Origin of the sequence: Nocardia jiangxiensis NBRC 101359 (assembly GCF_000308615.1) — a bacterium.
Classification (GTDB): domain Bacteria; phylum Actinomycetota; class Actinomycetes; order Mycobacteriales; family Mycobacteriaceae; genus Nocardia; species Nocardia jiangxiensis.
Map to the genome: position 1 here is coordinate 188,248 of NZ_BAGB01000012.1, position 14,036 is coordinate 202,283.

Genomic DNA, 14,036 nt, shown 5'->3' on the forward strand with positions numbered 1-14,036 from the left:
TAGTGACTTTGATGAGGGAGTAGGAAGCAGATGGCTGACGGCACCGGCACCAGCGGTACAACCACCGGTGGCCCTGGAGATACGACGCCCCAAGATTCGACGGACTGGACCAATCTGCACAACTGGGCCAGCAACGATCCGCCGAGCCTGACGCTCAACACCGACAAGGGTATGAGCGCCGACTTCCAGGTGTTCAAGGACAGTGCCGCGGCGATTCACGAGCTGATCAAGCAGCTGGACACGTACCACAAGTACATCACCGACAACCAGCTGAACGCCATCAAGCCCATCACGAACTACGCGCTGGACCCGGCCGGTCCCCAGCTGACGAACATCTACAACCAGAAGGGCACCACGATCCTCACCGGGATCGAGGGCCTGCAGAAGATCCTGACGAATATGCAGGACACGTTCATCGCGGCGCTCAAGGCCTATCAGAAGACCGAGGGGCAGACGGTCGACGACTTCACCAGCATCAGTAATGCCGCGCTGAAGAGCGATCCGACGGTTAATCCACCGGACCCCTCGCAGTTCTCGGTGGGCAGCGGTGATATGCCGGACGCGCCCACGACTCCGCTGAACCACGACACCGGTCAGACGGTGCAGATCAACGATGCCAGCTCGTGGACCTACGACGATTTCTACTACTTCGACCGGTCGATGATCGGCAGTGACTGGAATACCGACGCCGCGAGCGTCCGCTACGGGTGGCTGGCCACGCAGATGGGCAACAGCTTCACGTCCGTGACCCAGCAGTTGTCGAAGATCACCGGCGACATGTGGACGGGCACGGGAGCGACCGCGGCCATGGCCGCGGTGCAGCGTTTCGAGAACGGCGCGCTGGCGTTCAGCAACAGCATCAGCGAACTGTCCTCGGTCCTGAAGTACACCAGCGGCTTCCTCAAGGCCACCTTCGACCAGATGCCCACGGTGACCGCCGCGGACTCGGGTGCGGCACACTGCCGTATCGAGAAGTGGCGCAAGAAGGCCCTGAACGCGTACAACAACGACTACAAGGTCGGCATCCAGAACGCGATGAAAGCCCTGCCGTACATCACCGTTCTGGGTTCGGGCACCGGAAATACGAGCTCGAGCGGCTCGAACAGTGGCAGCGGTGACACCAGCGGCAGCGGTGCTACCAGCGGCAGCGGTGCTACCAGTGGTAGCGGTGCGGCCAGCGGTAGCGGTGCGGCCAGCGGTAGTGGTTATGGCAGCGGTTACGGAAGTGGCTACGGCAGCGGTTACGGCAGTGGCGCCGATTCCGGTTACAACGCAGGGTATTCCGCCGGTTACGGCGCGGGCTATTCCGCCGGTTACGGTGCGGGGTACTCCGCGGGTTACGCAGCGGCCCAGGCCGCTGCGAGCAGTGCCGCCGGTGGCGGCTACGGCGGCGGCGGTGGCGGTTCCACCGGCGGTGGCGGTGGCGGTTCCACCGGCGGCACCGGTGGCGGCTACGGCGGTGGCGGTGGTGCTTCGACCGGCGGCACCGGCTCCAGCTACGGCAGTGGCTACGGCGCCGGCAGCAGCACCGGCGCAGGACAGAGCAGCGGCGGCACCGGTGGCGGCTACGGCGGCGGTGGCGCCGGTAGCTACGGCGCGAGCAGTCCCTACGGCGCCTACAGCGGGGCCGGATCGAGTGCCGGCGCGTACGGCGGCGGTGGCGGCAGCCAGGGCGGCGGCAATGCGGGCGGGTACACCGGCGCCATGGGCTCGGCGTACATGGCCGGCTACTCCGCGGGCCTGGCGGCCGCATCCGGTCTGGGCGCCTACTCCGGCATCGGCGCCTACTCGGGGCTCGGTGGCTACTCGGGTATCGGCTACTCGGGCGCTTACTCCGGATACGGTTACGGCAGTGGCGCGTACGGCAGCGGGTACGGCTCCTACGGTTACGGCAGCGGCTACGGCAGTGGTTACGGTTACGGTTCGTACGGCCTGAGCGGTTCGGGTTACGCCGCCGGCTACGAAGCGGGCTACTCGGCGGGCTACCTGGCCGCCGAGAACGCGCTGGGCCTGTCGGGCGCGTCCCCGTACAGCGCGCTGTCCGGGTTGGACAGCCTGGGCAACACCCTCGGCGGCGCGCTCTCGGGCCTGCTGCCCTCGCTGCTGGGCGCCGCGACCTCCGGTCTGGCCAGTGTGCCCGGCATGTTCAACAACGCGTTGAGCAGCCTCGGCCAGGGCCTGACCCAGGCCGGGGAAGCACTCGGCGGAGCCGGGCACGACATCTCGAATGCCGTTGGCGCCGCGCTGGATCCGAACGGTTCGCCGGACGTGTCGAAACTGTTCCCGCGCGCGGCCGGCTCCGATACGCCGTTGTCCACCGAACATGCCCTCGACCCGTCCAATTCCGCGAACGGGCCGAGCATGCCGGGTATGCCCGGACCCATGGGCGGCAGTCAGCAGGCCAACAGCAACAAGGAACACAAGCGGGCGAAATACCTCGATGGCGCAACGAATCTCGATGAGATCCTCGATCCGGTCGACAAGGTGAGGCCGGTGATCGAGCCGTGAGCCTGTCGTGGACCTTCACGGGTATCGAATTCCAGGTGCTCTGTGAGAAGTACCGGGGTGGCGAAATGCCGGACCCGCTGTTCTGGACGCTCGACGAGCACATGACGATCGACAAGTCGGCGGCGCTGAAAGCCGATGTCTGGCAGGAGTTGCGGGCGAAATGGGATCCGTCCTGGGACTCGATGATCGACGTCATGTGCGCCCCGGAGATCTACATCCGGCTGCACGGCTGGGACGAGCGCGATATGGACAACGGCAAGAAGAACATCTACATCCATTTCGCGCGCAGTGGCGCGCAGGCGTTCAAATTCGAGCAGAAGCCCGGAAAGACGTACTGGCACACCGACGGATACATCGTCACCGAATGTGATCCGCGCAGTCTGGCATCCGAGGTGGTCAGGTCGTTGCCGCCGACCGAGGCGGGCAGTCTGTCCAGCACCCCGATCATCATCGATCCGGCCGAGCACGTCGGGCACGGCGGCGGAAGTTTCTTCAAGGACGACGACGAGGATCCGCCCGCCGTCGCCTCCACGAAGTTCTTCAACATGCCCGCCAGCAAGACCGGGACGCTGCGCGTCGTACAGGGCCGTTCGAAATTCGGCCCGCGCGGCATCCAGGAGACCAAGTTGCTCTGGCGCGATGTGATCGGCGACGGCCGCTACGTGATGAACATGGACGACTCGCCGGTGGCCGTCGGCATCGGTCGCAACGCGTTCGCGAACAAGATCCAGCAGCAGATCGACAATTTGATGGAGCGGCTCGATACCCATTGGGAAAGTGGACGTCCCGAGGATCGCTGGTAATGCGGTCACCGATGACGATCAGAGAGGGAGAATTCGATGAGTAAACCGGTCGAAGTCGACACCGCGAAACTGCGGCAGGCCGCGGGAACGATGAACGATGTCACCAGTCGGGTCACCACGATCGTCACGACCCTGAAGAACGGCCTGAACGCCAAGGGATTTCCCTGGGGGCACGACCATTACGGCAACAAGTTCACCGAGGGCGACAGCGGATACACCAACTCCAGCAAGAACCTCGTGCAGGGTGCGGACAATATGGTCGTCTCGCTCGGCAAGTTCGGCACCGGCATGACCGACGCCGCGCAGAAGATGGACGATATGGACCACTAGTTCCGGTTCGGGCCGGTCGGCGCCTCGTCCGGCCCGAACCCCGGGAAATGTGGTCTTGCCCTTTCGGCCGCGGCCGTTTTCGAGATATTGGCTCGTCGTTCGCATCGATCGGCGATACCGTTGAATAGCGTGACGGCCGGTGACACGGCATGATTGCCCCTGTCCGTGATGAGGCAGGCCGTTGCGGCACTGAGGAGGGTTCGAGCACATGACCGATCCGCACGAGGAAGCGTCGAAGGGCCAGGAAGCCCCCGACGTCACCTTCAGCCTGGGCGGTCTCCTGGGCGGGGGTACACCCGGTGCCGCCGGACCGTCCGCCGACGCGAGTGCCACGCCCACACCGCAGGCCGGTGCCGAAGCGCCGCTGGACATCTCGCTCGTGGACGAGGAGGTGCCCGGTGAGTCGAGGCCCGTACCGCAGCCCGCTGCCGAGGAACCCTCCTCCATCGAGCAGCAGGCGACCCAGCTCGCCCACACCATCGCGCGCGAACTCGCGGTTGCCGGTCCGGAAGGCTGGAAGCGGCTCGAGGCGTACTTCGCGATCACCGTCGCGGGCGGGGTGACCTACACGCTGTACTACGACGACGCCGATCGGGTGGCCCGGCGCGAACCGTCCTCGGAGATCATCGATCTGGTGCAGATGCAGCGCGAGGTTTCCGCGCAGCTCGGCGACGGCCCGTGGTGGCGGATGGAGATCCGGCTCGACGTCGCCGGTCACGTCGAGGCCGATTACGACTACGGCGACGAGCCGTTCCCCGAGGATCAGATGCTGGTCCCCGACGCGTATCTGGCCGACCTGCAAGCCTTTCCGCGCGAGCGGGTGCCGGTGTGGCTGGCCGCGTATGTCGGGCACGACAACCGGCAGTGGCGCTCGCCGCAGCAGGCCGCGCAGAACACCCGCGCGGAGCAGGAGGCGGGCGTCGTCCCGGTGCCGTCCTACGACGACTTCCCGGTGCTGCCGGTGTTCTGGTCGCGCTGGGCCACGATCGCCGCGGCCTTCGTCGCGATCGGTTCCGACTGGGGTCCGCGGGTGCTGCCCGCGCTGGGCGTTTTCGAGGGCTCCTCGCGTAGCGGTTCGACGCTGTACATCCTGCCGGGCGGGCGGGCGGTGTTGTCCGGCGGCGTCTGGGACGCTCCCGCGCTGGATGCGGCGTACAACGACGGCGAACCGATGCCGGATCTGTATTCCGGTGCGCCGGAATGGGTTGCGAACCAGGTCCTGAACCCGCGTGCGGCGCGCGGTCTGATGTCGTTCTGCTACTGGTGGGACCGCGATGGCTGGTACCGCGGCGAATCGCCGACCTCCGACAAGATCAGCGCCGCGATCCCCGGCGTGTGGTCCGCCGACACGGTCGCCGACGTGGTGTGCGGTGTGGTGAGCAACGATCCGAGCAGCGCCCAGCGTGCCGCCGCGGTGAATCTGGTGGCCGCCGCCGAGGCCGGTGTGGTCACCCGCGAAACCCTGACCGCCCTGTTCGACGACCCCGCCGACGATATCGACGGCGCGCTCTACCAGCTGTCGCTGGCGGGCCTGGTGACCGACGATCCCGTTGCGCTGTCCCAGGATCGGGCCATCGCCCTGGTGCGCGAGCACATCCTGAGCCTGGGCATCGACACCACCAACTACCCGCTCGAGGACCTGGTCGCCGAGCGCCTGAACGTGGGCTGGATGGTCTTCGTCCCGGTCCCCGAGGGCGAGATCGCCATCGGCCGCGCGATCTTCTACATCGCCGACGACGGAGTCATCGAACAGTCGTCCTCCTCGACCGCACCGTCGGTGTACGCCACCGGTTTCGAGGAACGTTTCCACCAGCGACAAACGGGTGCGGCAGCCGATTTGCGCATCTGATCGGTGCCGGCCGGGCATCGGTTGTACGGACTGCCCGGCCGCGCCGAACCGGCCGGTTCACTGCTCCCGGTTGTAGCTCCGCTCCTCCTTGATCACCCGGACCACATCGGCAATCCTGTTGTTGATCAACGACTTCAGGGTCCCGGCATCGGCGGGGATCGCCACCGGCGGATGCTCGTCGGTGATCGCATAGCGACCGTCGTCCTCGATGTCCCGCCATTTCAGGGTGTGCTCGGTGTGCCCGCGGGGACCGAACATCGACGGTCCCTGTGCCACGATGATCTGTCCCGCATGTACGGCAGTTGTTTCGAGGAAATTCTTCGCGTGTACATATTCGGTGTCGGTGAAGGTGTCCTCAACCGCGGAACTGCCGAAATCGTAGTCGAGATCGGCCTCGTCGTCGGTCAGGACGATTTGTCCGCGCTTACCCGCAGGCATCTCCGGCAGGATCGCGACCGCCTCGTCCGCCAGCAGCAGCGGATCGCATTCGACGATGGAATATCCACCACCGTGCCAGAAGGAATCTCCGGGCGCCTGGGTCAGCAGGTAGCCCTGTGGTCCGCGCCGGGTCGCCATGACCCGGATTTCCTCCGAGAACCGCAATGGATCGGCCTCGTCCCAGCCGGTCACCGTCACATAGAGATCCGGTTCGATGATCGACCGGACGACATCCTCCAGCGACTGGTCCATCTTCTCCCGCAGGGTAGCCCTGGCTTCGGCCAGTTCGATGGCGAAATCCGCGGAGACCTTGGCACGCGAGGTGTAGGAGAACGGCAGGGGCATGATGTCGTCCGTATGGTCCTTCCACAGGACGAAGAATTCGGCTTCGCCGAGTTTCCATGTTCTGGTCATCGCCGCACACCCGGTCGCTCGGCCGGTCTCACCTGCTCGTCGCCCATATGATCATTCGTATTCATCCGGTCCTCCCTGGCTCACAGCGTATACCCAGCATCGCCGCGCACTCCGACCGAACGGGGGTGACCTCCGAACCGATTCATGAGATGATCCGGGAGGGAGAAGAGAACGAGATCCGACGGCGTGCCGGTCTTTTCGGTGGCGTGCGAGGGCTGCCGAACCGTGCCAGGATGGTTACGGCGTGGGCTCACGAGCTGACGTTGGATCGAGAGGTGTCGACAAGCCATGATCATCGGGCGCGAGCGGTCGGCGGCAACCGGCGGGCGGATGAGCACGAGACGGGGTGGAGCACGTGGGTGAGATCGACGACATCCTCAATGGTCTGACGGACAAGGCCAAGGGTGGGACATTCAGCTTCGACAATTCCATCGCCAGCAATCTGGTCGAATACTGCAGTACGTTGCTGTACACGTTCGACCAGCTCAAGGGGGGTATCGCGCACGCGCACAATATACCTGCCTTCAGTTCGGAGCCGTCCGGTTCCAAGCTGGCGGATCAATTCAAGAAGGCTGCGGACGACTACCAGAACGTCTCCATCAAGAGCCATTACACCACGGTTTCCAACCTGGCCGAACTGTTCATCAATGCCGGTAAGGTCATCGTCGACGATGATCGCACCACTTCTGGTGTCATCGCGAAATACCAGGATCAAAGTGTGTTGAAGCAAGGCTTCAAGGATCAACACACCTTCAGTCAGGACAATACCTGGACGCAGCTGGACTACAGCGGTATTTCCGACAAAGACGCGGCGGATCAGAAATTCGATACGAAAACCCGAGCTTCGACCTACGGCGATGCGGCGGATGTTGTTTTCAACATGGGCTACAGTCAGAGTGCCGACGGACTGGTGACCATAAGCCGCTCGAAGAAATTCGACGCGAAATTCGGCGGTCAAACGGAGATCAATGCGCTGAAGGGCGAGATCGGCACCGATCTGGACAAGTCCAATTCGTATGTTCCCGAAGACGGTCACATGCTGACGTTGAAGCTCATGAAGGCGCATTACGATTTCGTGGCCGCGAACATCGGCGGGATCGACGACGCTGTGGGCACCTGGTACGGCGGTGCGAGTTTGCTGGCCAACGCGTTGAGCGACTTTCAATCGGATACCGGCGGCGCCATCAACGGCAAGAACTCCGAAACCATTTGGCAAGGAGAATCTGCGCAGCAGGCCAAGGCGGCAATTACCAGGTACTGTAGTGAGCTGGCCAAACTTCATACCGCCATGACGGCCATCGGCGACAATCTGAGAATATCGACAGGTTGGCTACGAGGTCTGCAACCGTATATTCCCCAGTACACCGAAGACGACTGGATCACGCTGTACGGTTATCTCCCGACCTGGGTTCGGCAGCTTCGGGATATCGCGGCCGACAAATGGAACGACTTCTACGTCAACGGATACAATTTCTCGCGCGACAGTGTTCCGTTGATGCCTCAGGTTGCTCCGAAACCCCAGGTGTCCACACCCGGCACGCCCGGTAAGCCGTCGAAGCCCTCGACCCCGTCGACTCCTTCCACGCCCTCCGTGCCGTCGACTCCCTCCGTGCCTTCGACTCCGTCGACTCCTTCCACGCCCGGACCCAGCAGTGCCTACGAGAAGCAGCTGGAGCAGCAGCAGAAGGAACAGGAACAGCAGCAGAAGCAGCAAGAGGAACAGCAGCAGAAACAGCAGGAACAACAGCAGAAACAGCAAGAGCAGCAACAGAAGGAACAGCAACAGCAGCAGCAGGAACAACAGCAACAGCAGCAGGAACAGCAGATCGTCCAGACCATGGAGCAGGCGCTGCAGCAGCTCCTGCAACAGGGAATGCAAGCGGCGCAGCAGTTCTTGCAGCTGGGGACGCAGCAGGGTCAGCAGAGCCAGCTCAAGGATTTGGCCAGCGAGCTCGAGACCCCCGCCTCTTCCGCCCTTGCCGGACTGGAGAAGTCGGCACTGAACGGACTGGGCGGCGGCGGTGGCGGCGGGGGCGAGGGCGGCCCGAGTTCGCCGTTCTCCTCCGTCGGACAGGCCTCGGCGAAGCTGTTCCCGCGCGCGTCCCTCACCTCCGCGCTCGGCGAGACCCTCAGCGGGGAAGTGAAGTCGGCGCTGTCCACCAGCGGCAGCGGTATGGGTATGCCGGCCATGAGCCCCATGGGAGCCGCGCAACGCGGTGGCCAGAACGACAAGGAGCGCAAGCGCGCCGAATTCCTCGACTCCGAGGAGTGGCTCGACGACGCGCTCGGCAATGCGCCGACCGTCGCCAAACCCGTTGTCGAGAAGTGACTCTCGACCGGTCCGTACGAGCTGATGGGATTGTGATATGAGCGCCGACGATTCGGGTTTCGAGATGGATTCCGTTGTGGGCGAGGGGATTCTGGGCGAGGAGCCGGTGCGCGAGGATTCGGGCGAGGAGAGTCCGGTCGACGAGCAGGCGCAACCGGAGCTGGTGGAGTGGACCGCGGCCAACCGGACCGGGTCGATTTCGGTGTGGACCACCGAACAGGGTCTGCCGCTGGGGATTTCGGTCGATCCAGCCGAATTGCGGCGGGATCCACAGGCTTTGGCGGCCGAGGTGTTGCGGCTGTGCAAACAGGCGGCCAACCGTGCGGCGCTGGCGCGGCGGGCGGAGTTCGAGGAGGCCGGGGTCGCGCCCGAGGCGTTGCGCCGGATGGGGCTGCCCACTCCCGCGGAGGTCGCGCAGAGCGAGCTCCTGGAGGAGGACGAGTACGAGACCGAGCCGGAGAGCTGGCTGCGGTCCGTCTGAGACGGTTCGGCCTGTTCGAGCGACGAAAACCCTTGTGAGGAGCGTCATGTACGAATCGATGGACGAGCTCGAGGCCAGCGTGCGCCGACGGCTGTACCGGCTGCGTGACCTCGGTGACGAGATGGCCGGCGTGCGCGCCCGCGAGACCGCGCCGGACGAATCGATGACCGTCGAGGTCGACGGCAACGGCGCGATCGTGGATCTTCAACTGTCCGAGTCGATTTCGCGGATGACGCCGGAGCAGTTCGAGAGCACTCTGGTGACTACCTCGTATGCCGCTGCGCGCCAAGCCTTTGCCGAACGTGCCGATCTGGTCAATACCTTCAATGACGAGGTTGCAAGCTGGTGAACTTCTGGCCCATGGCCAGGCCCCCGAGACTCGAGGGCAGCAATTGCGTAGCGCGATGAGCGCGGGTCCGCTTACCATTGATGGCAAGTAAGGATTTTCGTCACCGGATCGGGGTTTTTTACAATGGAGCCTTTTGTCACAGTCCCGGATGCCATCCGCGGATACGGTGCGTCCTCGGCGTCGATGGCGACGACCATCGCCACGGTCGGCAATGTCGATCAGGCCGCCACGGTCGGTGCGGCGGTGCCGGTGTTCGGGCTGATCGGCCAGGACTTCCTGGCGGCGTTCGCCTATGCGCAGGCCAACCACATCTCGTCGGTCAACGAGCTGGCTTCCGTGCACGCGGGCACCGCGCTGGCCGCCTTCACGGCCGCGGACCACTATCAGCTCACCGACGACGACTCTGCCGCACACATCGGCTCGGTCTGAGTCCGATGAACGCGCCGATCGACCCCAGCATCTCGGAACTGCTGCGGGGTAGCTCACTGGCGCCCATGATGGATCAGCCGGTGAGCCACATCCTGCACAGCATGGGATTGCCGCAGCTGCCTGCCATTCCGCCGCTGCCGCCCCTACCGGGGCTGCCGCCGATGCCGGTGATCGACCTGACGGCGATCGTCCGGCCGCTGACGGATATGGCCTCGAGTTTCGGCACCGGCCAGTTCGGTGGCGCGGGAGTGCATCCCGCGGTGGGCGTCGCTCCGGCTCCCGCGCCGACCACCAGCAATCCGGTGAACAACCCTGCGGCACAGAACAATTCGCCAGCACCACAGGCGAGCAAGCCGCAGGCCGCCGCGCCGCAGCCCGCGACGCCGGGCGCGCCCGCGGGCAACAACGCACCGGGCTCGCCGACCGCGGCGCAGCCGAATGTCGATCCCACCCAGGTACTCACGGCGATCACTACCGGTCTGCAGACCGCCATGCAACTCGGCATGTCGGCGCTGCAGGTGGTGATGCAGATGTGGCAGGGCCAGGGCGCGCAGCAGGCGGCCTCGACGGGTGCGCAGGCGCGGGCGTCCGGCAGCCAGCTGGCCACCCAGAGCACCGGGCAGAAGGCAATTCTCGGCGCGGGTGCGACCTCGGTCTTCACCGGCGGTGCGCTGATGGCGACCGTGATGGGCAAGTACATGACCACGATGGCGCTCACCGCACCGGCCCTGTCGGTGCCCGGCGGCGCGGCATTCATGGTCGCCGAGACCGCCGAGGCCATCGCCGAGGCGCTCGCGGTCATCACCAAGACGCGCGTGGAGCTGACGATCCACTCGGCCAACATGACCGAGGCCGGTCAGAAGGTCGAGGTCAGTTCCACACCGACCGGCGTCAACGCGGCGTCCCAGGCGTCCACCGCCGCGGATACCGCGGCAGCCTCGTCCAGTTCGTCCACCAGCGAGCTGCAGCAGCTCATGCAGATGATCTCGCCGGTGGGTCAATTGCTCACCACCGGAGTGCAATCGGCGACACAGCTGGGGGAGGCGGCGAAGACGCTCATCCCCGGTGTGTCCGCAACGCCCACGGCCGCTTCGGCTTCGGCGGACAAGACCGCGCTGGGTGCGTACAAGGGCTCGGATCCGAAGAGTTCCTCCGCCGCAGGCGGCGGCGGGGCCGGCGGTGTCGCCGCAGTTCCCGCGACGCCGCTCACCCCGTACATCGGCACCCAACTGGCCGGTGGATCCACCTTCGGCCCCGGCGGTGCCGCGGCTGCCGAGGCGCTGGCGGCCGAGCCGGTGGCGACCTCGACGCCGATGTCCGCCACCAGCCCGATGGTGCCGATGGCCGGTGCGGGCGCCGCCGCGGCGGCTGCCCGGGGCATCGGCGGCGCGGGCGATGCCGATGGCGGCGTGAACAGCAATCTGGTCACCGGGGTTAACGGCGATGAAGTCGTCGGCGATCTCAATGGTGCGACGCTGCCAGTGGTCGGGGCCTACGTGCGGGCCGTGGAAGCGCCACCCGACAAAGAATTGACGTTGTGATGGTGCAGCGGAAACCAATTGTGGAGGGATCGTCATGACAGACAACAAATTCGACGGGCTCTATTTCAGCCCGGCCGCCGCGACCGACGCCGCGGGCCGCCTGGACGCACTGGCCCAGCGCCTGCAGCAGGAGCTGCAGACCAGCAAGCCCACACTGACCGTACCGGCCGCCGGGGCCGACGAGGTCTCCGTGCGTGCGGCCCACACGATGAACGAGGTCGGGGGCTCGTTCTCCACCAGTGCCGACGCCGGCGTACTCGAACTGCAGAAGATGGCTGCCTCGCTGCGGGCTCAGGTCACGCATTTCGGCCGGGTCGAGAGCGAGAACAGCACCGGGATCGAGCAGGCGCGGTCGGTCTAGATGATCGAGCCACCGCAGCCCGGTTTCACCGGGGTCGTCTGGGAGGCGCGCGAACCCGACCAGCTCGCACGCGATCTCGATACCGGCCCCGGTCCGCTTCCGATGGCCGAGGCCGGTGCCACCTGGTCCCGTCTGGCGACCACCTTCGGGGCTGCGGCGGCCGAGTACGAGGCGATCATCGTCAGCCTGCGCGGTGCGTGGCAGTCGGCGACCAGTGCCGGTGTGCACGACCGTGTTTCGGCGCTGCGTGATTGGCTGGCCGGCGCCGCGCAGGCGGCGGCCGCCAATGCCGCCAAGGCCGAGGAACACGCCGCGGCCAATGAGCTCGCCCGCCTGACGATGCCGAATATGGCTGATATCAAGGCGATTCTGGAAGCGCAGCAGATGTTGCAGCAGATCGGCATCTCGCTGGGCGCGCCGATCCAGGCGATCGCGGCGGTCACCGATACGAATTCGGATATGGCCAAGGCCACCGCATCTCGGGTGATGCGCATCTACGAGGCGGCCACCGAACCGCTGGCCACCCCGTGGGTGCAGGATCATCCGCCGGTGTTGAGCGCCGGAACGGCGCTGGCGGCCGAGCAGGCCAGTGCCCAGGCGCCGAAACTGCCCGAGCCAGAGGGTGTTCCGGTGTTGCCGCCGAGCTTCGATCCCGCGACGTTCGCCATCGCACCGCCGGTCAAGACCGCTTATCGCGCACCGTCTTTCGTGGAATCGGCGACCACGGCCGAGGAGGCCGCGGAGGTCGTTCCGGCCTCGGCGACCACCGGCGCGAGCCAGATCCCCGCCGGCGGTGTCCCGGGCGCGGTCGCCCCGGCCGCGGCGGCGGGTTCGGCCCTGCAGAACGACGAGCATCGCGCCGGAATCGCCGTCGAGGGTGCGGACGCGGTCGGCCTCGACAACGGAATCGTCAGTGCCCCGGCAGTTCTCGGCGGTTCTTCGGCCGCGCCGCAGCAGGCGGCGAAGCCCGTGCCGGATACCGCCCAGCCCGGGGCGGCCTGATGACGACGCTCACCAACGACGGCCTGTTCGCGGTGGCCGAACGTCTCGGCGTGCAGACGCTGCCGTTGGTACTTGCCGTTGCACCGCACCATGATTCGTACGCCGACTGGCAGGCCGCCCAGCAGGAGGCGGTCGCCGGTCTGACCGACGACGGGGTGTTCGACTCCTACGGCGAGGTGAGTTCGGATCTGGCGCAGGCGTTCTTCGTGCTGGCACAACCCGAGCGCGAACTGGTCGCGCGGATCTATCGCGTCCCGCCGAATCGTGCCGGCGACGAAACCGCCGCCCCGGCCGACGTGGTGCGAGTGTGCTTGGCGCGCAGGGGAGAAGACCACGCGATCGCGGTGCGCACGGGCGACGATTTCGAGCTGCAGACCTTCTGGTCCGACGGTTCGGGCGCTTCGCTGGCGCGTCCGCTGTTCGGTGCGCTCGGTGCGTGCGCACCGGCACAGATTCCCGATTTCAATGTGCCGTCACAGGATCTGGGCGAGCGGCTCAGCGAGGCGAGCACCGCCATCGAGTACGCCGACGCCTGTTATGCGCTCGGGGTACCCGATCGGGAGGCCACCATTCTCGGTCTGGCCTTCGAATCATGTTATGCCTACGCCGAAATCGTCGCTTACACTCACGAGGACGGCATAGCCACCCGGACGCCGGGTGCTGTCGCGGTGTACGACACCGGCCGCGGCCGGATTATCGCCATTCCGGCGCTGGCGCCCGATCAACAGTCTTGGTCGACGGTCACACCGGGTACGGATCACCGGATCGCTCAGGCGATTTCGGCGCTGATCCAGTTGCTGCCCGGGGAAAGGTGGCTGCGGCTATAAGTTCTGAAATATGTCCGGAAGTCTTCTATTCTGAAGAAGTCGGACGATCTCCGAGTAGCAGTAAACCGTGATGAAAGGTTGGGAAAATGGCAGGCGCAGTTGGTCTTGATAAGGCCGCCATCGAGAAGGTGGCCGGCGACATGGACACCTCGATCACTAACATCCGTAACCACATTCAGAAGATCGAAGATGCCGCCGATGCGGCCAAGGCCGGCTGGCACGGCGATGCGAACGCCTCGTTCGTGAAGGCCGCCAACTCGTGGCACGAGGAGGCCGAGACCCTCAAGGCCAACCTCACCGCGCTGCACCAGGCCGTCATCGACGGCAAGAACAAGCTGCTGTCGATGGACCAGGGCAACGCCTGATCATCCGTTG

At 65.6% G+C, this 14,036-nt stretch carries 14 protein-coding genes; 13 read left to right on the top strand and 1 reads right to left on the bottom strand.

The window, feature by feature from the left end:
• The first annotated feature begins 30 nt into the window (after positions 1-30).
• The 4 genes from ON40_RS55400 to ON40_RS04075 all read left to right on the top strand — a co-directional run bounded on the left by ON40_RS55400 (position 31) and on the right by ON40_RS04075 (position 5,490).
• Positions 31-2,508, top strand: a complete 2,478-nt coding sequence (locus ON40_RS55400; protein WP_051192658.1) for a hypothetical protein — start codon at positions 31-33, stop codon at positions 2,506-2,508.
• Positions 2,505-3,311 carry an ESX secretion-associated protein EspG gene (locus ON40_RS04065; protein WP_040818557.1) on the top strand — a complete coding sequence of 269 codons (807 nt, stop codon included), beginning with the start codon at positions 2,505-2,507 and terminating at the stop codon, positions 3,309-3,311. Before ON40_RS55400 ends, ON40_RS04065 begins: the two co-directional genes overlap by 4 nt.
• 36 nt (positions 3,312-3,347) lie before the next feature.
• Positions 3,348-3,641, top strand: coding sequence for a WXG100 family type VII secretion target (locus ON40_RS04070; protein ID WP_040818559.1), 294 nt, complete (start codon positions 3,348-3,350; stop codon positions 3,639-3,641).
• 208 nt (positions 3,642-3,849) lie between these two features.
• A complete protein-coding gene (locus tag ON40_RS04075; protein ID WP_040818561.1) occupies positions 3,850-5,490 on the top strand; it encodes a hypothetical protein in 1,641 nt (546 codons plus the stop codon).
• A gap of 57 nt (positions 5,491-5,547) precedes the next feature.
• Here the strand turns inward: ON40_RS04075 and ON40_RS04080 are convergent, their stop codons facing one another.
• A complete protein-coding gene (locus ON40_RS04080) occupies positions 5,548-6,342 on the bottom strand; it encodes an ESX secretion-associated protein EspG (RefSeq protein WP_040818562.1) in 795 nt (264 codons plus the stop codon).
• A gap of 355 nt (positions 6,343-6,697) precedes the next feature.
• Between ON40_RS04080 and ON40_RS53865 the strand changes: the two genes are divergently transcribed.
• The 9 genes from ON40_RS53865 (at position 6,698) to ON40_RS04125 (ending at position 14,026) form a co-directional block, all read left to right on the top strand.
• The gene (locus tag ON40_RS53865) at positions 6,698-8,671 is read left to right on the top strand and encodes an MIC19/MIC25 domain-containing protein (protein WP_157186185.1); all 1,974 of its coding nucleotides are present in this window, start codon (positions 6,698-6,700) and stop codon (positions 8,669-8,671) included.
• A 37-nt stretch (positions 8,672-8,708) separates the two neighbouring features.
• Positions 8,709-9,152 carry a hypothetical protein gene (locus ON40_RS04090; RefSeq protein WP_306305369.1) on the top strand — a complete coding sequence of 148 codons (444 nt, stop codon included), beginning with the start codon at positions 8,709-8,711 and terminating at the stop codon, positions 9,150-9,152.
• A gap of 46 nt (positions 9,153-9,198) precedes the next feature.
• Positions 9,199-9,501, top strand: a complete 303-nt coding sequence (locus ON40_RS04095) for a YbaB/EbfC family nucleoid-associated protein (protein ID WP_040818566.1) — start codon at positions 9,199-9,201, stop codon at positions 9,499-9,501.
• A gap of 123 nt (positions 9,502-9,624) precedes the next feature.
• Positions 9,625-9,930, top strand: coding sequence for a type VII secretion target (locus ON40_RS04100; protein WP_040818568.1), 306 nt, complete (start codon positions 9,625-9,627; stop codon positions 9,928-9,930).
• A 5-nt stretch (positions 9,931-9,935) separates the two neighbouring features.
• A complete protein-coding gene (locus tag ON40_RS04105) occupies positions 9,936-11,471 on the top strand; it encodes a hypothetical protein (protein ID WP_040818570.1) in 1,536 nt (511 codons plus the stop codon).
• Between the two features lie 34 nt (positions 11,472-11,505).
• Positions 11,506-11,832, top strand: a complete 327-nt coding sequence (locus ON40_RS04110) for a PE family protein (protein WP_040818572.1) — start codon at positions 11,506-11,508, stop codon at positions 11,830-11,832.
• A complete protein-coding gene (locus ON40_RS04115) occupies positions 11,833-12,834 on the top strand; it encodes a PPE domain-containing protein (RefSeq protein WP_040818574.1) in 1,002 nt (333 codons plus the stop codon).
• Positions 12,834-13,661, top strand: coding sequence for an ESX secretion-associated protein EspG (locus tag ON40_RS04120; RefSeq protein ID WP_040818576.1), 828 nt, complete (start codon positions 12,834-12,836; stop codon positions 13,659-13,661). The genes ON40_RS04115 and ON40_RS04120 overlap by 1 nt, the downstream gene beginning before the upstream one ends.
• A gap of 86 nt (positions 13,662-13,747) precedes the next feature.
• Positions 13,748-14,026, top strand: a complete 279-nt coding sequence (locus ON40_RS04125) for a WXG100 family type VII secretion target (protein WP_040818578.1) — start codon at positions 13,748-13,750, stop codon at positions 14,024-14,026.
• The last annotated feature ends 10 nt before the right edge of the window (positions 14,027-14,036 follow it).